The 19148-nt window shown below is 69.4% G+C and carries 17 protein-coding genes; 10 read left to right on the top strand and 7 right to left on the bottom strand.

Going from position 1 to position 19148, the window contains the following annotated elements; genetic code table 11:
* Nucleotides 1–16 precede the first annotated feature (16 nt).
* Nucleotides 17–1270 (top strand): HEAT repeat domain-containing protein, encoded by a 1254-nt coding sequence (locus OG912_RS36855; protein WP_327713145.1) that lies wholly within the window; start codon nt 17–19, stop codon nt 1268–1270.
* Nucleotides 1271–1455: 185 nt separating this feature from the next.
* Here OG912_RS36855 and OG912_RS36860 read toward each other — a convergent pair whose 3' ends face one another.
* Both OG912_RS36860 and OG912_RS36865 read right to left on the bottom strand, forming a co-directional pair.
* Entirely contained in the window at nt 1456–1704 is a 249-nt protein-coding gene (locus OG912_RS36860) for an SCO4226 family nickel-binding protein (RefSeq protein WP_326734103.1), read from the bottom strand.
* Between the two features lie 412 nt (nt 1705–2116).
* On the bottom strand, nt 2117–2854 hold the full coding sequence (locus OG912_RS36865) for a dienelactone hydrolase family protein (RefSeq protein ID WP_327713146.1): 738 nt from the start codon (nt 2852–2854) through the stop codon (nt 2117–2119).
* A 367-nt stretch (nt 2855–3221) separates the two neighbouring features.
* Between OG912_RS36865 and OG912_RS36870 the strand changes: the two genes are divergently transcribed.
* The gene (locus tag OG912_RS36870; protein ID WP_327713147.1) at nt 3222–4112 is read left to right on the top strand and encodes an aminoglycoside phosphotransferase family protein; all 891 of its coding nucleotides are present in this window, start codon (nt 3222–3224) and stop codon (nt 4110–4112) included.
* 199 nt (nt 4113–4311) lie between these two features.
* Nucleotides 4312–4899, top strand: coding sequence for an SMI1/KNR4 family protein (locus tag OG912_RS36875; protein WP_327713639.1), 588 nt, complete (start codon nt 4312–4314; stop codon nt 4897–4899).
* 195 nt (nt 4900–5094) lie between these two features.
* Here the strand turns inward: OG912_RS36875 and OG912_RS36880 are convergent, their stop codons facing one another.
* Both OG912_RS36880 and OG912_RS36885 read right to left on the bottom strand, forming a co-directional pair.
* Nucleotides 5095–5628, bottom strand: coding sequence for a GNAT family N-acetyltransferase (locus tag OG912_RS36880; protein WP_327713148.1), 534 nt, complete (start codon nt 5626–5628; stop codon nt 5095–5097).
* 249 nt (nt 5629–5877) lie between these two features.
* Nucleotides 5878–6024, bottom strand: a complete 147-nt coding sequence (locus tag OG912_RS36885; protein ID WP_327713149.1) for a hypothetical protein — start codon at nt 6022–6024, stop codon at nt 5878–5880.
* A 41-nt stretch (nt 6025–6065) separates the two neighbouring features.
* Between OG912_RS36885 and OG912_RS36890 the strand changes: the two genes are divergently transcribed.
* The 7 genes from OG912_RS36890 (at nt 6066) to OG912_RS36920 (ending at nt 15229) form a co-directional block, all read left to right on the top strand.
* Complete coding sequence (locus OG912_RS36890; protein WP_327713150.1) at nt 6066–6206, top strand: hypothetical protein; 141 nt, start codon at nt 6066–6068, stop codon at nt 6204–6206.
* A 362-nt stretch (nt 6207–6568) separates the two neighbouring features.
* Nucleotides 6569–7852, top strand: coding sequence for an ABC transporter substrate-binding protein (locus OG912_RS36895; protein WP_326734096.1), 1284 nt, complete (start codon nt 6569–6571; stop codon nt 7850–7852).
* 32 nt (nt 7853–7884) lie between these two features.
* Nucleotides 7885–8823, top strand: a complete 939-nt coding sequence (locus tag OG912_RS36900) for a carbohydrate ABC transporter permease (protein WP_327713151.1) — start codon at nt 7885–7887, stop codon at nt 8821–8823.
* Nucleotides 8824–8836: 13 nt separating this feature from the next.
* Complete coding sequence (locus tag OG912_RS36905) at nt 8837–9664, top strand: carbohydrate ABC transporter permease (RefSeq protein ID WP_326734094.1); 828 nt, start codon at nt 8837–8839, stop codon at nt 9662–9664.
* Nucleotides 9665–9753: 89 nt separating this feature from the next.
* Complete coding sequence (locus tag OG912_RS36910; RefSeq protein ID WP_327713640.1) at nt 9754–10755, top strand: LacI family DNA-binding transcriptional regulator; 1002 nt, start codon at nt 9754–9756, stop codon at nt 10753–10755.
* Nucleotides 10756–10894: 139 nt separating this feature from the next.
* Nucleotides 10895–12829, top strand: coding sequence for a glycoside hydrolase 5 family protein (locus tag OG912_RS36915; RefSeq protein WP_327713152.1), 1935 nt, complete (start codon nt 10895–10897; stop codon nt 12827–12829).
* A 63-nt stretch (nt 12830–12892) separates the two neighbouring features.
* A complete protein-coding gene (locus OG912_RS36920) occupies nt 12893–15229 on the top strand; it encodes a glycoside hydrolase family 3 N-terminal domain-containing protein (protein WP_327713153.1) in 2337 nt (778 codons plus the stop codon).
* A 148-nt stretch (nt 15230–15377) separates the two neighbouring features.
* Here the strand turns inward: OG912_RS36920 and OG912_RS36925 are convergent, their stop codons facing one another.
* From OG912_RS36925 to OG912_RS36935, 3 genes are all read right to left on the bottom strand, one after another.
* A complete protein-coding gene (locus OG912_RS36925; RefSeq protein ID WP_443061120.1) occupies nt 15378–16253 on the bottom strand; it encodes a geranyl diphosphate 2-C-methyltransferase in 876 nt (291 codons plus the stop codon).
* Nucleotides 16254–16269: 16 nt separating this feature from the next.
* Nucleotides 16270–17580, bottom strand: coding sequence for a family 2 encapsulin nanocompartment cargo protein terpene cyclase (locus OG912_RS36930; RefSeq protein ID WP_327713155.1), 1311 nt, complete (start codon nt 17578–17580; stop codon nt 16270–16272).
* A 107-nt stretch (nt 17581–17687) separates the two neighbouring features.
* Complete coding sequence (locus tag OG912_RS36935) at nt 17688–19100, bottom strand: family 2B encapsulin nanocompartment shell protein (protein ID WP_327713156.1); 1413 nt, start codon at nt 19098–19100, stop codon at nt 17688–17690.
* Nucleotides 19101–19148 lie beyond the last annotated feature (48 nt).

Here is a 19148-nt window from a genome sequence, read left to right on the forward strand (position 1 = left end):
GCCTATCGTTTGCTGAATGGATCAAGACGAACTGATCGCAGAGTTGGAACGGGCGGGGCAGAACAAGGAGTTGACGGCGCGCGTCGTCCGTCTGCTGGCCGAGCCCGGTGCTGCTGCCGCGCCCGGTCTGGTCGCAGCGCTGGGCACGGTGAGCCGCCAGGCGATGTGGGGCCTGCGGGACGCCCTGCGTCTCATCGGTCCCGCTGCCTTCGATGCCGCGGTGGCGGCACGCGCCAGGGCCGAGACGGTTCCCGATTGGTGGGAACTCGGACATGTGCTGCGCGGCTTCGACGAGCGGTGCTTTCCGCAGTATGTGGCCGCACTGTCGCACCCCATGAAGGAGATAAGGCAGCAGGCGTTGTGGGGTCTGCAGAATCTCGGCGAGTCCGCTACTGATGCCGTTGTCGATGTCATTCCGTTCCTCGACGACGCCGACCGCTACACGCGCTACCAGGCCGAAAAGGCAATCCGGGCCATCGGCAGACAGTCGGGCCCCGTGCTGCGGGGCATCCGCCGCGAAGGTCCCGCCCACCTGCGGGGAAACGCACTGAACGCGCTGGCCCTCATAGGCGGCGAGGCCGAGATCGATGAGCGGGACCGACGCGCCCTGGAGCGGCTCGTCCGGATCAAGACAACTCAGGATGTCCCGGAAAGCCTCCCCGAGCACCGCTGGCTGGCCGTCCCCGGCGCGACATACGAGGGCCTCTTCACCGCCATGGGGCTGCACGACAGAAGGCCCTGCACGATCTCGATGGGTCTGGCCGCGATGGAGGACGACGTAGCCCTTGTGGCGGGGTCCGACGGCAAGAAGCGGCCGGTGTACCGGGTGTTCGTCACACCGGAACTGGACGGTTGGCGGCTGGTCTACGCCGACACACCGCTGGGGGAGATGCACTGGGACTTCGACGACCTGCTCCACCGGATCAGTGCCGCATGCGGGCAGGCGCAGTACTTCTTCCAGGACGATCACAGCGACTCGATGGTCTGGGCCCTCGCCGTCGACGGCGAGGTGCGCCGCCGGTACTGGCGCTACGAGGAGCCGGAATGGCAGGGCGAGCCGCTGGCCTGGGAAGAGCCCCTCGGCGCGGACCCCGACTTCGACCCCGAACCGAATGCCACCCAGGCGTCCAGCGTCGACTGTGCCGCTCGCCGGCTTTCCCTCGACCCGACCGGGGTCGGCGAGCACACGGCCATGCGTGGCCACGGCTGGCTGGCGGTCACGGAGGAGGGAGTGGGCCACGGGCCGTTCACCGGAGCACTGCGCATCTAGGGCCTGTGTGGAGTTGTCCCGCGGCGTCGCGGGGCTGGGCACGCGCGCTCGCGGCGTTGCCGAAACGTCCTGGTAGCTCCGCTACAAGGACGCTCCGGCGCCTTGCGATCACACGCACCCAGCCAGGCTCCTTCCTCCACGGGACAACTCCACACAGGCCCTAGTGCTCCGGACGAACTGGGTCGTCAAGTGGCCAGCGGGACAGGGTGGACCTCGTCGGCCCGGTGGCCTGCACGTCCATGTATGCGCTGGACCGCTTCGGCCGAGGGCGCCTCGGAGAGACAGTACACAGTGCCGGATGCCGGATCCGCCCATGCCTTCTCGAAGTGGACGCCTTCCTCCTTCTCGATCGCAAGGTCGGCCTGATGGGCCTGCATCAGTTGGTCGGCCGTGATGTTCTTCATCCCGTGGTGGACGTCCATGAACTGAGGCATGGTGTCGCACCCCCTCTCGGTATACGGAGTGGGAGGCTCGGAGCCGCCAAGGCGTGGGCGGCCGGCTCTCCTTCCGCTGTCTCCAGCCTGCGCCTTCGCAGCCGGGAGGGCGACTGCGGCAGCAGAACGGTCATGTCCAGGACACCGGCGTCCGCGTCCGGCCCAGATGCGGACGCCGGGCCGTGGCGTGAGGATCGGAGTACGGGCGGCGGCCCGGCCGCGCCTGGCCCCGGTCAGGTGCCCACCAGCCTTGTCGCTGCCACCAGCCGATCGCCTTGCGCGCGAGGGGCGGCTCCCGGTTGACGGTGTCGGCGTCCATCTCGTCCGCTCGCGCCGCCGCCGGCTCGGCCGGCACCTCCGGCAGCGCCGGTCCCGACGCCGACCAGGCCTGGCGCCATCCTGTTTGCCTGGGTCATGCCCCCTGATCCTCCTTCACGGGCACGCACTCGGTGAGCAGGTCGACGACGTCGCGCCAGGCTCGCTGCGCGTGCTGTGGGTGGTAGCCGACGCCGGGACGCACGGTGTGGTCGACCGGCGGGTGGTGGAAGGCGTGCAAGGCGCCGCCGTAGACCGTGAGGCGCCAGTCGACGCCCGCGGCCTGCATCTCTGCGGTGAACGCGTTCCGTTGCGCAGGAGGCATGATCGGGTCTTCCGACCCGACCCCGGCCCACACCGGGCAGCGAATGCGCGCCGCCTCGCCCGGTCGGCCCGTGGTAGTTGCGTTGACTGTCCCGATCGCGCGCAGGTTGACGCCATCGCGCCCGAGTTCCAGCCCGACGGCGCCCCCGGTGCCGTAGCCGACGGCGGCGATCCGGTCGGGGTCGGTCCGCGGTTCGGTGCGCAACACGTCGAGCGCCGCATGGCCGATGCCCCGCATCCGGTCGGGATCAGCCAGCAGCGGCATGCACCGGGCCAGCATCTCCTCGGGGTCATCCAAATAGCGCCCGCCGTGAAGGTCGAAGGCCAGCGCTACGTATCCCAGCTCGGCGAGAGCATCGGCCCGGCGGCGCTCGACGTCGCTGAGCCCCGTGCCCTCCGGTCCGAGCAGTACCGCGGGCCGGCGGTCGACACCGGCCGGGAGCGCGAGGTGCCCGATCATCGTCAATCCGTCTGCCGGATACTCGACCGTACGCGTCGTAATCGTCGTCATGAGTCCGGACTGTAGTGATCGTCGAGCCCGGTCCGGCCGGTGTTCTGCCGCTGGCAGAACAGCGCGGGGGCTCCTCCGAAATACGGCGAGGGCTCACAAGAACGTCACAAACCCCGTCCGGCGGTGGCGGTATCGGACCACCTGCCCGGGCCACGGTGTTGGAGGCGCTGCCTTGTCCTGCCTGCTCGGGTACTCAGACACTCACGGACCGCAGTCGGACCGACCCGACAGACCTCAAGCAGCCCGGGTCCGGCGCCACCGGCCCTGACCTGGTCATTCCTCTGGACTTTGGGGTCAGAGGAATGACCGCGAGATGTTCCGGAGAGCGAGAACCGCTCAGCCCGTCGCCTCGGTAGTGTGACTTCGCATGACCGACACCGAGATCACCGCAGACCTCGTCCGCGACCTGCTGCAGGAGCAACATCCAGACCTTGCCGGGCTGGCCATCCGCGAGGTGGCGGGCGGCTGGGGCAACCAAATGTGGCGCCTCGGGGACGAGTTGGCCGTACGCATGCAGCGCATGGACACCACCCCGGACCACCAGCTCAAGGAGCGGCGGTGGCTCCCCGTGCTGGCCCCGCGCCTGCCGCTCCCGGTGCCGACCCCGGTGCGGTTCGGTGAACCGTCGGAGCGCTTTCCCAAGCACTGGACCGTGATGACGTGGGTTCCCGGCGAGCCCCTGGACCACGGCTCGATCAGCCGCGGCAACCACGCGGCCGACACACTCGCGGGCTTCCTCCGGGCGCTCCACGTGGAGGCGCCCGCCGAGGCCCCGATCGACACGGTCCGCGGTGCCCATCCCCGGAACTGCACAGACAGCTTCGAGATCTTCTTCCAGGCCGTTGCCCCCGCCGACATCGCTGCCGACATCCGGGCCGTCTGGGACGACGCCGTTGCGGCCCACGCGTGGGAGGGCCCGCCGGTGTGGGTGCACGGCGACCTCCATCCCGCGAACGTCGTCGTCTCGGACGGAACGCTCTCGGGCATCGTCGACTTCGGCGACATGTTCGCCGGCGATCCGGCGTGGGACCTCGCCGCCGCATGGGTGCTGCTTCCCGCGGGCACGGCCTCACGGTTCTTCGACGCATACGCGCATGCAGACGAGGCGACGATCCGGCGCGCCCGCGGGCTGGCTGCCATGAAGAGCCTTTTCCTGATGCTCATGGGACAGAACGGAGACCGGGGTCTTCCCGGCGGAAAGCCGCACTGGGGACCCCCGGGGCGGGCGGCACTTGATCGTGTTCTCAAGGGCGTTTGACCCACACTCCTTCGAAATGTTCCCGATCTTGAGTGAGGCCATGCGGCAGCCCATCTCCGTGGTTGTGCCGATCACGATGAGTGGCGGCGATTCCAAGGGCCACGGCCGTACGCTGCCCGTGGCTCCGATCGAGTGGGTGGAGCTTCTCCTCGGCTCCAGTCACGCTGCCCTCCCTTTCCCCAGGCGGCCTGACCTCGACATGTCAGTGGGCTCTGACAGCATCACGGGCATGACCGACCTTGACGACCTCTTGCAACGCATTGCCACCCGGGCCGCATCGGACAACAAGGACCTGCCCGATCCTGTCGACGATGCCCGGATCGCGGAGGCCGAGAGGCAACTGGGCATTACGCTGCATCCCCTGCTCGCGCGCCTGTATCGCGAGGTCGCTGACGGTGGCTTCGGCCCTGACTATCGACTGTTGCCACTGCTTGGTCCGGGCTCCAGCGTCGTCGGCGAATACCTGACGCGACGTGAGGCGTCCGTCGGAGCGGAGCACCCGGAATGGCCCGAGGGCGTCGTACCGATCCTGACCTGGGGCTGTGCCATGGACGCAGGCGTTGATTGTCTCAGTGAAGACGGTCAGGTCCTGCTCTTCGAGCCGAACCCGTACAGGGGCGGATCGTGGGAGCGGTGTTGGTTCCTCGACTCTCCCGGCCTCGAAGCGTGGCTGGAGACATGGCTCGCGGGGACGGGCTGGTTCGAGGAAGGCGCCTACGACAGGGGCGACCTGGTCGAGCCTCAGCCATGGGACCAGGCCGCGAGCCGACTGTACTCCGGTGCATAACTGAACACCGACGCCCCGTCCCGTTGGCGCGGACGCCGTCATCCCGGGCATTCTCACGGCACCCTTCGGAGCGTCGGCATCGAGAGGGCGGCCGGCGCGCGGACGGCGCATCCGGTGATCTGCGGAAGTTCGCCTTCCGCTCCGGCCGGGCCCGCACGGGCACTGGGGCGGCACCCGTGCGTGTGCGCTGCTGGATCAGCTCGGAGACAGGAACACGACGATGTCTGTCTCATTGCCCGGAATGGGTTCGGGCTCCTGCCATTCGATGCGGCGGTAGAACTCAAGCGTGTCGTGCGCCTGGTTCCAGGCCAGCAGCCACGCCCGGCCGCTCGGTGCGGCGTCGGTCAGGGCGGACAGCAGCCGACGTCCAAGTTCGGTGCCGCGGGCCTGCGACCGTACTCCCAGCTCGTCGATCTCGAAGGCGCCTACCAGAAGCTCGTTCACCCGGTCGGTGCCGAGCCGCCTGGTCACCTTTCCGTAGGCGCGGTCGGTACGGAATGGAGCCGGAGTGGCCCACCCCGTGACGAAGCCCTCCACCTCACCGTTTTCCGACAGGGCCAGGAGCGCGCGGAAGCCCGGTCGTTGCGCGTCCGTCTCCAGCCGTTCCCTGAACGCTGCCCGGGTCGTCTCGGCGTCCCGGTGCTCCCAGGGCGGGGCGGTGAAGATCTCGACGTATGCCTCGGTGAGCTCGTCGGCGAAAGCAAGGATGTCCAGCCCGAAGTACCGCATGGCGAGACAACCTACCCGCCAGTCCTGTTGGCTCCCCACCCGGTGGGCGTCGTGGCCGGCGATGAGAGGATCGCTACTGGCCTGCACGCTGTCGGCGATACCGAAGCGTATGCGTGGCGCATCACTGACACTGACGTCCCCGCCTCGGGCATTCCTGGCGCTCTTTGCAGGGCGGTGCCCATGCCGGCAACGGGACGGGAATCATCCGACGGGCGCGAGGTTGTGATGGGGATCTGTCGGGGCAGGGCTTCAGGAAGGATCTCGGTCAGAGGACTGCTGGCGGCCGCACTCCACCTCGATCCCGTTGCTCTCGATGATCGCGTAGTCGACGACAACCTTGTCGGGGTCGCCGCCCTCGAAGATCGACACGACCAGGTAGTTCGTGGTGGCAATCACCGTGAACTGGGGGATCCGAGGTACCTCCGCCGGGCACGACGGTGAAGACGGCACCAGGCTTCAACCAGAAGTCCTCGCCGTACGGTTCGATGAAGACCGGCGGTACGGACGGACGGCGAGCCGATCGGCCCCGCACTCGGGTCGACGCCGCGGCCGTCGGCTCCGTGGACCTGGCCGCGTAGGGCGTGGTGAAGGCACTCGGCCGAGCCGTCGTCATGCCATCGCGTGAGGTACCAGTACACCGTCTGTCAAAACAGGAAGTCCGGCGGCAACTGCCGCCGGACACACCCAGTCCGCACCACATCGAAGATGGCATCCACGATCCGCCGCCCGGAAGGCTTCTGGCCGGACGGCCCGGAGGCGGCTGCGCGTGCCGGGTCCCCCGGGGGAGTGCGGGAGGCGGTCCCAACTCGATCGAGATGTCCGTATTTTCATCATGTGCAACCGGGGGTTGACCGTTCCGGCAAGTGGCTCTAAGTTTCTCGCAGCCCACTGGTACATCGATTAACCACATGGTTAACGTCCTGGTTGGAGACATCCCGCTGTGCGCTCATCCCTGAGCCGGCGCGGTTTCCTCGCAGCAGGCTCCGGCCTTGCCGCCGCTACCGCTCTGTCCGGCTGCTCCACACTCGCCTCGGCCGATTCCGACCCCGGCACCCTGCTCGTGCACACCCAGCTCGGCACCACCGCGCCCGGTTCTCCCACCTACAAGGCCGTCGTCAAGACGTTCCACGAGGAGAATCCGGATATCCGGATCAAGAACCTCGTCAACGGGGACGACCTTCCCCAGGTGTACGAGACCTCCCGACTGGCTCGCAAGGAGCCGGACGTGGTCATGGTCAACCTCTACGACAAGACTCTGGCCTGGACCGATGTCGGGGCCACCGTCGACGTGAAGGGCTATCTCGACGACTGGGGGCTCCGCGAGCGCGTGCTGCCCGCCGCCATCGAGGAATGGACCGACGCCAAGGGCAGACTCCGTGCTTTCCCGTACTTCGCCACCAACTGGCCCGTCGCCTTCAACACCGCCCTGCTCGGGCGGGCCGGTGTCGACTCCGTACCCACCACCGGCGACCAGCTGATCGGGGCCGCACGCAAACTGCGCGCCAAGGGCATCGCCCCGGTCACCGTCGGAGGGAACGACTGGACCGGCCAGAAGCTGCTTGCCCAGATCATCCAGACCTTCCTCACGCCCGACGAGGCGAGGAAGGTCTACACGAGCGGCGACTTCAGCGGCAGCAGGGGAGCCCGCGAAGGCATCGACTACTTCGTCCAGCTGCGCGACGCCGGCGTCTTCGCCGACAAGGCGCAGGGGCTGACCTCCGACATCATGACCACGCAGTACAACACCGAGGCGGCGGCCATCCAGTCCGCGATGTCCTCCGCGCTGGCGAAGGTCGCACCGAAGGCGGCCGGACACACGGAGATCGGTGGCTGGCCCCTGGCCCCCGGCGCCTCGCACAGTAAGCCGACCATCCTCCGCTCACACACCCTGATCGGATTCTGGATCAGCCCCAACGGCGTCAAGAAGCTGTCCTCGGTCGAGAAGTTCCTGCGCTTCATGTACCGCCCCGAGACGGTCTCGCGCTTCATCACCGAGAGCGGCCGGGACATGGCGCTCGTCACCGACACCGTCAGCAAGGACTTCCCGCTGGTGGCCAAGGCCCAGCAGCTCGGCGACGGGGTCGGCCAGGTCCTCCTGCCCGACCTGTACGTCCCCCCGACGGCCACCCAGCCGCTGATCACGGCGACCAGCACCGCCTTCACCCGGGGAACGAGCGCGGCCGCCGTGCGCTCCGCCCTCGAATCCGCCTACCGCACGGCCTGATCCGCGCGCCCGAGCCCTCTGCGAGTCCCTTCATGACGTTGCTCTCGTCCGCCCCGGACAGCACGGCCCGCCGGTCGGCCCCGCCCCCGCCGCCTCCCGCCCGGCCCGCCCGCCGAAAGCAGGCCGGGGTCGTCCTCGCCGTGCCGGCGCTGGTCTGGTATCTCGTCTTCATGGTCGGCCCCCTGGTCGCCATCTTCGTCATCGCCGCCCTGCACTGGCCGGGCATGCTCCAGCCGGTCTCCTTCGCCGGCCTCGACAACGTCCGAACGGTCCTGGACGACCCGGTCTTCTGGGACTCGGTGGGCAACACCGCAACCCAGCTGGTCGTCGCCCTGCCCGTGATGATCGTGTGCGCGTACATGCTCGGGTACTACGTCGCACAGAAGCCGCCGGGTCATCGCACCCTGCGCTACCTGCTCTTCATCCCCGGCCTGATCTCCACCCCGGCCAAGGCGATGGTCTTCTACGCGGTCCTCTCGCCGGACGGAATGCTCAACGGCGCACTGGACAAGGTCGGTCTGGGCTCGCTCACCGACGCCTGGCTCGCCTCTCCGTCCACCGCCCTGTACTGCCTCATCGTCCTCGACGTGTGGAGCGGCATCGGCTTCACCGCCGTGCTCTTTGCCGCCCGGCTCGGCAGTGTGCCGGACGAGATAGGGGAGGCCGCCCAGCTCGACGGCGCCGGCCACTGGCGCGCCATGTGGCGCATCCACTTCCCCGTCATCCGCGACTTCGTCGGCGTCGTGACCATGCTCCAGTTCCTGTGGACGCTGTTCGGCTCCGCACAGAACGTACTGCTGCTCACGCAGGGCGGCCCCGGAAGCTCCTCGACAACGTTGTCCTTCCTCGTCTACCAGAAGGCGTTCATCGCGGCCGACCTCGGCTACAGCCAGACCGTCGGCGTGGTCCTGTTCCTGGCCGGTCTGGCCGGGCTGCTGACGATCCGTCGCGTCTTCCGCCAGAACTACTGATCGGAGCGGTTCCATGAAGTTCGGAAGGTCCTGGCTGCCGGCCCACATCCTGGCGTGGCTGTACGCGGCACTGCTGGTGGTGCCCCTCTACTACCTGCTGGTCTCGGCGTTCAAGACGAACGACCAGATCTTCGGGAGTCCGTTCTCCCTGCCCACCTCTTTCTCCCCGCACAACTTCGGGGAGGCGTTCTCCTCCGCGGATCTCGGGCCGGCCATCGTCAACTCGGTGCTCGTCACCGCGCTCGCGCTGGTTCTCACCCTGGCCCTGGCCATTCCGGCGGCCTTCGCCATCGCCCGAACCGAGGGACGTCTCGGCGCCTTCGTGGAGCGGGTGTTCTCACTGGGGTTCCTGGTCCCCACGTTCGCCGCGCTCTTCCCCACGTTCCTGCTCGCCGCGGCGACCGGACTCTTCCATACCCGCGCCTTCATGGTCCTGTTCCTGCCGGCCACGGCGATGCCGCTGTCCGTCGTGATCCTCGTCCAGTTCATGCGGACGATCCCGCGCGAGATGGAGGAGGCGGCCCGGATGGACGGCGCGTCCACCTTCGCCGTCCTGCGGCACATCTACACCCCGATGTGCATGCCCGGGATCGCGACGATCCTCCTGCTGAACTTCCTGACGTTCTGGAACGAGTACCTGTACTCCCTCGTCATCATCGGACCCGACCCCGAACAGCGCACCGTGCAGGTGGCGCTGCCCACCCTCAAGTCCCTGACCGGGACCGACTACGGCATCCTGACCGCGGGCACGGTCCTGACACTGGTCCCCGTCTGGGTGGTGTACACCGTGCTCCAGAAGCGCATGCAACAGGCACTCGTGAGCGGGGCGGTGAAGATGTGAAGGAACGTCTCAAGGGGCGTACCCAGGAATCGGACGGCACGGCGGGAACCCCACCGGCCCAGGCCACCGGCCGGCCCACGATCAAGGCCGTGGCCGCGGCGGCGGGGGTCTCCACCGCCGCGGTCTCCCAGGCCGTCAACGGCACCGGACGGATCTCCGAGGCCACCCGCCGCCGGGTCCTGGACGCGGCCGCCGAACTCGGCTGGTCGCCCAGCGCGTCCGCGTCGGCCCTGCGCAGGGCCCGTACCCGCACGATCGCGCTCGTCGTCAGGCGCCCGACGGACGTGCTCGGCGCCGACCCGCACTTCAGCGAGCTGATTACCGGCCTGGAGGGCGAACTCGCTCCCCGGGGCTACGGTCTCCTGCTCCACCTGGTCGCCGACATCGCCCAGGAGAACGCGCTGTACGAACGGCTGGTCGCGGAGGGCCGCATCGACGGAGCCGTACTGACCGACGCGCGCGCGGACGACCCGCGCCCGCATCTCCTGCGGGAACTGGGCCTGCCCGCCGTCCTGCTGGGCGCGGCCGACTCCGAATCACCGGTGCCCGGCGTCGGCCTCGGGCAGCAGGACGCCGGTGTCCGCGAAGCCGTCGCCCACCTGCTGGAACTCGGCCACCAGCGCCTCGCGTACGTCGCGGGCCCGGCCGAACTGGTGCACACCCGGCTGCGTCGCGCCGCCTTCGAGGACGCGCTCGCCGCGACCGGGCTGAGCCCCGTGGCCGTCCGGCACACCGATTTCACCGAACAGGCGGCCGTCGCCGTGACCGAGGAACTGCTCGCCCTGCCCGACCGGCCGACCGCGCTGGTCTTCCCCAACGACTCCATGGCGGTCTGCGGCATCGGCACGGCCCAGCGCCGCGGGCTCCGGGTGCCGGAGGACGTGTCGGTGGTGGGGTACGACAACCTGCCGCTCGGCCGCTGGCTCCACCCCCGTCTGACCACCGTGGACCAGCAGGTGCAACGGGTCGGTGCGGCCGCCGCCCGCGCGCTGCTCCTCCAGTGCGGCGAGGACGTGCCACCGCCGGTCCTCGACGGACGCCCGAGCCTCGTCGTCCGGGAGTCGACCGGCCCGCTCCCCGCCAGGCCCTGAACCATGAGTTCCCCACCGCACACCACCCGAGGCCCGCCGCTCACGGCCCGCTCCGTCCCGCGGCTCCGGCCCGGCCCCACCGGCCGTACACCCGCCGCAACGATCCACCCCCGCACATCGAAGAGGTCAGGACCCGACCATGCGACGCCACAGCGCCCAGCTCACCCACGACTCCGCCGTTCTTCCCTGGCTCGGCGCCAACTTCTGGTCCCGCACCGGCGGCCCGCTGATGTGGCGGAACTACGACCCGAAGACCGTCCGCGAGGAACTGGCCGTCCTGCGCGACCACGGACTGAACATGACCCGGTCCTTCTTCTACTGGCCCGACTTCCACCCGGAGCCCGGCCGGATCGACGAGGAACTGTGCGAGCGCTTCCGCGACTTCCTGGACGCCCACACGGAGGCGGGGATGGGGACGATCCCCACCTTCATCGTCGGCCACATGTCGGGCGAGAACTGGGACCCGGCCTGGCGAGGCGACCGCGACCTGTACGAGGACGTGTGGCTCGTCGGGCGGCAGGCATGGTTCGTCTCCCAGATGACCCGCCGTTTCAAGGACCACCCCGCGGTCACCGGCTGGCTGATCACCAACGAGATGCCGGGCTACGGCCGGATCTACCAGGTCGACCCGCCCTCCAGCGACGTCGTCACCGCCTGGGCGCAGTTCATGTGCGACGCGGTGCGCGCCGCGGGCGGCACCCAGCCCGTCTCGCTGGGCGACGGCGCCTGGGGCATCGAGGTCACGGGCCGGGACAACGGATTCTCGCTGCGGGACACCGCCGAGTACGTGGACTTCGTAGGGCCGCACGTCTACCGCTCCGACACGGACCGGCCGCGCCAGCACTACCGTGCCGCGTTCGAGTGCGAACTCGCCGCCGTGACCGGCCAGCCGGTCGTGCTGGAGGAGTTCGGGCTGTCGACCGACGTGGTCTCCGCAGCCAACGCGGGCGTGTTCTACCGGCAGACCCTGCACAATTCGCTGCTCGGCGGGGCCACCGGCTGGATCGCATGGAACAACACCGACTACGACGACCTGTGGGAACAGTCCCCGTACGACCACCACCCCTTCGAGATGCACTTCGGCATCACCGACCACACCGGCCGGCCGAAGGAACCACTGCGGGAACTGGCCGCCTTCGCCGAGGTCCTGAAGCAGGTCGACTTCGCCCGCTGCCGCCGTACGGACGCCGACGCCGCACTGGTCGTACCCGCGTTCCTGGAGCGCGGCTACCCCTACAGCAGGCCCGCGGACCGCCCGCTGATCTTCACCTCCCTGCACCAGGCATACGTGGCCGCACGCGGCGCGGACCTGCCGGTGGCGTTCGCCCGGGAGGCCGACGGGCTGCCCGACGATGCCGCGCTGTACCTGCTGCCCTCGACCCGGCAGCTGACCACCCGCACCCGACGGGCGCTGGAGCAGCGGGCGCGTGAGGGCGCCACCGTCTACCTCTCCTTCTGCTCGGGGGAACACCCGGCGACCCGTGGCCCCTGGTTCCACGATCTGGACGGCCTGTTCGGTGTGGAACTGCAGCTCTCCTACGGTGTCGCGGAGCCGATCGAGGACGACGTACTGGAAATGACGTTCACGGAGGACTTCGGCTCCATAGCCGCAGGTGAGACCCTGAAGTTCCCCGTCGCCGGGAACGAGGACAGCCGCGCCTACCTGCCGGTCGTCCCGGCAGGTGCCCGCGTCGTCGCCACCGACGCGCACGGCCGCCCGGCCCTGCTGTGCCACGAGACGGGAGAGGGCCGCACGGTCCTGGCGACGTACCCGTTGGAGCACATGGCGGCCCGGACGGCGCGGGCCAACCCGGAGCAGACACACCGGCTGTACGCGGCGCTCGCCGAACTCGCCGGGGCCGCACGGCCGGTGACGGCCGGCTCCCCGTACGTTGCCGCCGACACGCTGGTCCGGGAGGACGGCACCCGCTTCGTCTGGCTCGTGAGCCAGTCGGCCGAGGAACTGACCGTCCGCCCGTCGGCGGACGGCGAACTGCGCGAACTGACGGGCGGAGAACCGGTGGTGGAGGTGGCGATCGCCCCGTACGGGGTGCGCGTCCTCGAACTGCGCTGACCGACCGGCTTCCTCCACCGAAACGCCCCGCCTGCCCCACCGCCCGTGAAAGTGAGCCACCCGATGTCCCAGCCGCTCTTCCGCGATCCCGCGGCGCCCATAAACGACCGGGTGAGCGACCTCCTTTCACGGATGACGCTCACCGAGAAGGTGGGGCAGGTCAACCAGCGGATGTACGGCTGGGACGCGTACGAACGCGACGCCTCGGGCCACCACCTGACCGACGCGTTCCGCACCGAAGTGGCCGCCTTCGACGGGATGGGCGCGCTCTACGGGCTGCAGCGGGCCGACCCATGGTCGGGCGTGACCGCGGCCACGGGCATCGGCGGAACGGACGGTGCGCGTGTCTCCGACGCCGTGCAGCGCCACGTCGTGGAGACCACCCGGCTCGGGATCCCGGTTCTGCTGGTCGAGGAGATGCCGCACGGTCTCCAGGCTCTGGACGGCACGCTGCTGCCCGTCAACCTGGCGGTCGGCGCCACCTGGAATCCGGACCTGTACGAGGAGGCCGCAGCGCTCGCCGCCGCGCAGCTGCGGTCACGCGGCGGCCACGTCGCGCTGGTGTCCGCACTCGACCTGGTGCGCGATCCGCGCTGGGGCCGGGCGGAGGAGTGCTTCGGCGAGGACCCCTACCTCGCGGCGCGGTTCACGGAGGCCCTGGTACGCGGTGTCCAGGGGGCACCCGGAGAGCTCATCGGGCCGGACCGGGCAGCCGTCGTCCTCAAGCACTTCGCCGGGCAGGGCGCCACGGTCGGCGGCCGCAACAGCGCTGCCACCGAACTGGGCGCCCGCGAACTGCACGAGATCCACCTGGAGGCCGCACTGGCGGGAGTCCGGGCCGGGGCGGCAGGTGTCATGGCCGCGTACAACGAGTTCGACGGCATTCCGTGTGCCGCCAACCGGGAACTGCTCACCGGCATCCTGCGCGAACAGTGGGGGTTCACCGGTCTGGTGATGGCGGACGGGCTGGCGCTCGACCGCCTGGTGCGGCTGGCCGGTGACCCCGTCGCGGCAGGCGCCATGGCGTTGGAGGCGGGGACGGACCTGAGTCTGTGGGACGACAGCTTCCCCCGCCTGGAGGAGGCCGTGCGACGGGGCCTCGTGGACGAGGGCGCTCTGGATGCCGCGGTCGGCCGGGTGCTCTCCCTGAAGTTCCGGCTCGGCCTGTTCGAGAATCCCTACACCGGGGAGTGCGCCCCCACGCCGGGGCCCGAGGAACTGAGCGAGAGCATCGCCCGGGAATCGGTCACGCTGCTCACACACGACGGTGTGACACTCCCGCTCGGCGAACGCGCACGCCGGATCGCGGTCATCGGTCCGAACGCCGACTCCGTGCCGCAGCAGATCGGCGACTACACCGCGCCCCAGCGGCCTGGCACAGGCATCAGCGTCCTCGACGGCCTCAAGGAGGCGGCGCCCCGAGGTACGGAGATCGTGCACGCCCGGGGGACCGGCCTTGTGGGCGGCGATCTGTCGGACCTTCCCGGCGCCGTAGCGCTCACATCCGGGGCCGATGTCGCGGTCGTGGTGCTGGGCGGATCGAGCGCCCGCGAGTCGGGAACCCGCTTCGACGCCAACGGGGCAGCGGTCGTCACCTCGGGCAACCCGGTCGAGATGACCTGCGGAGAGGGTGTGGACCTGGCGGAGCTCGCCCTTCCGGAAGGCCAGTCGGCCCTGCTCGACGCCATGACCGCGACAGGGACCCCCGTCGTCGTGGTGCTGGTCCAGGGTCGTCCGCACGCGCTGCCCGACCTCGCCGGCCGGGCCGCCGCGGTGCTGAGCGCCTGGTATCCCGGCCCCTGGGGCGGTCGGGCGTTGGCGGACGTCCTGTTCGGCACGGCGGAGCCCGTGGGGCGGCTTCCCGTATCGGTGCCCCGCTCGGCGGCTCAGCTGCCGGTCCACTACAACGGGAAGGACCACGGCTACCGCGGCTATGTCGACCAGCCCGCGACCGCCCGCCACGCGTTCGGCCACGGGCTGAGCTACACCACGGTCGAGTACGGCACCCCCCGCCTGTCCCGGACGTCCGTCTCGGCGGCGGAACTCAACGCCGGCGCCCCGAACACGACGCATGCCGCACCGCAGCCGCTTGTGTGCACGGTCGACATCCGCAACACCGGCGGCCGGCCGGTGCGGGAGACGGTGCAGCTCTACGTGCGCCGGGTGACCGGGGGCACTTCGTGGCCGAGGGTCCGGGAGCTGCGCGGCTTCGCCCGGGTGGCCCTCGAACCCGGGGAACGAACCGAGGTCTCCTTCCGCGTGGAGGCACAGACCCTGGCCTCGGTCACGCGCGACCTGGAGCGGACCGTGGAGCCGGGGGAGTTCGAGATGGAGACGGGCCCGTCCTCCGACCGGACCCGCGGCGCCCGGCTGACCGTCCTGGCCGACCCGCTCGGCTGACGGCCTGTGCCCTCGGCAGCCCACCTTCCACCTCGGCGCCCGTCCTCCCGGAACGCACCGTCCGTATCGCGCTCAGAGATGACTGGGCACGGCCACCGCAGTGGGGGCAGTGACCGTTCCCACGAAGAGGATCCGGGTCTGCAGCAGGTCAGACCCGATCGGCGGCGATGAGAAGGTACTGGAAGGAACCGTCCTTGTAGGAATTGATGAACGCGTCCTCGATACCCGTCACCAGCGAGGACGTGGCCCGCAGCTCCCAGTACGGCAGTGTGTCGGGAGTAAGGTCGATCACGGCCTGCGGTACGAGGCGGTTGTCGGCCATGGCCCGCAGGTATTCCCGGCGCGAGTGGATGTTGCACTCGAAATGCGCGTTGATCTGCGAGACCCACTTCGAGGGCTGGCCATACCGCGGATTCCAGCAGCCGGTGATGGTCACATAGCGACCGCCGACCGAGAGGACACGAGAGTGTTCGGCGAAGAGGTCGTCCAGGTCGACGTACATGCTCGACTCGTTGTTCCACGAGGCGGCGGCCGACCCGGTCTCGAAGGGTGTGGCGAGCATGTTGCAGACACGGGCGCGGACGTGATCCTGGATGCGTAGCTCCCGGGCGCGTCCGTTGGCGAACTCGGCCTGTTTGGCCGAGAGCGTGACGCCTTCGACCTTGCACCCGAAGCGCTGGTGCGCCATCACCATCGAACCGCCGCGGCCGCAGCCCGCGTCCACCAGGGTGTCGTCCCGCCCGATGTCACCGAGGTGCCCCAGCAGGACGTCTGCCTGGGCCGACTCCAGCCGGTGGAGCTCGGCGATCAGCCTCTTCTCGCTCGCGCTGTCCGCGGTGTTGCCGAGTGCCTCGTGGTCGACTTCACCGATGCCGTAGTGGTGGTGGTAGAGGCCGTCGACGTCGCCGAGACGCAGGTTCACGGGCCTGGCCTCCCCGTCCCAGTAGCGGGCGATGTCCCCCTGGTAGGGCGTCGTCGGACCGGGAATGCGCAGGGTGGCGGCGGTGAGTTCGGTGTGGGTCACAGATGAGTCCATTCTCTTACCAGAAGTCGGGCAGGCTGTAGCGATAGGTGTTGGACCGGTGCCAGTGGTGGTTGCCGTCGACCCAGGCAGCCACGCCCCGGAGGAAGCGCTGCACGCTGGGCACGGGGCAGGCGACGGCAAGCGCCGCAGCTTCGGTCTCGAAGTCGTGCATGAGGTCGTTGTGGACCTCGACCGACTTCAGATAGGCGTCCCGGTGGGACATACCCTCACGTTCGGCGATGACGACCGGAAGGTTCAGGTGCTGGCCGGGAGTGTCGAGTTCCTTGGTGTACGAGTAGAGGTCGTTCACGATCGTCGTCGCGTTTCCCGCGAGAGCGATGACCTTCTGCATCCCCGTCTGGGCATGCAGGTCCGCGGGCAGTTCGTACCCGCCGACTGTGTCAGTGATGGTGGGGCAGGGACGGAAGTTGTTGAACTGGCGCATCGCCAGGTACTCCCACACCTCCGGGACGTGGTCCAGCTGGGCCCAGGCCGCTTCGGCGAGGTACCCCATGTGCAGCCGTGCCAAGTCGTGTCGGAGCCGGTCGGCCTGGGAAGGGCCGGCCGCCCGGACGAAGTACTCCATGGCCGAGCGGTATGCGCGCCGAGGGGCGTCCGCGTGGAGCGACTTCGACCACTGCGGCTGGTACTCCTCCGTGGTGTACAGGGGGTCGAGGGCGGTGTGCGCCAGCAGCAACCGTTCACCGAGGCCGACGGGCGAGCCGCCATGGTCCTCGCAGTAGCAGTCGTCCACCGCGTTCTCCGCCACCATCAGCCGTGTGGCGAGCATCAGATGGTCGACAGTGGGCGCGTCCGGATGGCAGCCCACCATGTACCGCCCCACGGAGAAGCCGTCGAACTGGTCCTCCCAGTCCTCGGGATACAGGGCGACCTCGTCCAACGCCCAGGCCTTGATTCTTCGACTGACCTCCTCGACCCGCAGCGGGTCGGGCTCGGGAATCGGGTGGTAGTACAGGCCTGGGACCGGCCGGCCCTCCGCCGTGTCCACGGACGGCTCCGAAGGCGTCGGCGACTCCTCCCGCCGGAAGAGACGGAGGCCGGCCGTCCCCAGACCGCTGGGGCCGCGCAGGATCCGCTCCAAGCCCGGTCCCGTCGCAGTCACTCTGCTCGGCAGGGCGTCGGGAGGGACCGGCGCGGGTGTGGAGACCGCGGACGGTGCGGACGGAAGAGGCGCACCGGGCGGGCCGCTGACGGCGGCCTGGACGTCGCGGGCCCGGCTCACGGCGCCGGACAGTGTGTGCGCCCCGAAGTGGGAAGCGGCCTCCGGCAGGTTCGATTGCGGAGGTGTCAGCTCAGGTGCGGGCATCCATGGCTCCTCGGTGGGTGGGCGGCTGTTCTTGAAGCCCTCCGGGCACATGTGACCGCCCCGGTCGGCTTCGAGGGCGTCACACCTGCCGTGGCGGGCCGCAACCGCTACTTGGGCCAGCGCGCGATCTGAACGTTCTCCAGCACACCGACCGCGTCCGGCACGAGGATGGCGGCGGAGTAGTAGGTGCTGACGAGGTAGGACATGATCGCCTTCTCGTCGATGCCCATGAAGCGGACGGACAGACCCGGTTCGTACTCGTCCGGGAGCCCGGTCTGATGCAGACCGATGACGCCCTGGTTCTCCTCACCAGTACGCATGACGAGGATCGAGCTGGTCTTCTCCTTGGTGACGGGGATCTTGTTGCAGGGGAGGATCGGGACCCCGCGCCACGCAGGAACCTGCTGGCCGCCGAGATCGACGTGGTCCGGGTACAGTCCGCGCGAGTTGAACTCACGCCCGATCGCCGCGATGGTCCGGGGGTGCGCGAGGAAGAACTTGGAACCCCGGCGGCGACAGAGCAGTTCGTCCATGTCGTCCGGGGTCGGCGGGCCGGAGTGCGGCTGGATGCGCTGCTTGAAGTCGGCGTTGTGGAGCAGGCCGAATTCCCTGTTGTTGATCAGCTCGTGCTCCTGGCGCTCACGCAGCGCCTCGATGGTGAGCCTGAGCTGTTCCTCGGTCTGGTTCATCGGCCCGTTGTAGAGGTCGGCGACCCTGGTGTGGATACGCAGAATGGTCTGGGCGACCGAGAGTTCGTACTCGCGCGGATTGAGCTCGTAGTCGGCGAACGCACCGGGAAGTTCGTGCTCGCCGACGTGGCCGGCCGACATCGCGATCTCCGCCTCGCCGCGATGGTTCTGCCGGTGGCGGGAGTGTGAAGCGAACTCTTCGACGTGCTCCCGCAGACCTGGAGCGGTGGACAGCACGGCTGCGAAGTCGGCGCGAGACAGGGTGAGCAGAGTGCCCGAGGTCTCGGCGGTGGCTGTCTGCTCCCAACGGGCGTCCTCGTCCAGCAGCGCGTCCTCCCCGAACCGGTCACCGTCGGCGAGTACGTCCAGAACGACCTCGTCGCCATAACTGCCGACGGTGGTCTGGCCGATGCGCCCGTGAGCGATCAGGTGGAGCTCATCCGCCGGAGTCCCGCGCTCGACCAGCGTCTCTCCCGTACGGAAGTCTCGTTGGACGCACCGATCGGCAAGGGCTGTCAGCACCTCCACGTCGTCGAAGCCGCGCAGCAGAGCCAGTTCGCCGAGTTCACGGGGGATGACCCGGACTCCCGCACCGTCCTGGACGAACTCAACGACCCCGTCGCCGACGGTGTACGTGAGGCGGCGGTTCACCCGGTAGGCGCCGCCCTTGGTCTCCACCCAGGGGAGCATCCGCAGCAGCCAGCGAGAGGTGATCTCCTGCATCTGCGGGGCGGACTTGGTCGTGCTGGCGAGGTTGCGGGCCGCCGCCGTGCCCAGACTGGACTGCCGGGGCAGATCCAGTCGTACGTCCGAACTCGGTTCAACAGTCATCGGGCAAGCTCTCCTTGGTCAGGGCGGCAACGTGCGTATACGGACGCC

Origin of the sequence: Streptomyces sp. NBC_00464 (genome assembly GCF_036013915.1) — a bacterium.
In the GTDB taxonomy this organism is placed as follows: domain Bacteria; phylum Actinomycetota; class Actinomycetes; order Streptomycetales; family Streptomycetaceae; genus Streptomyces.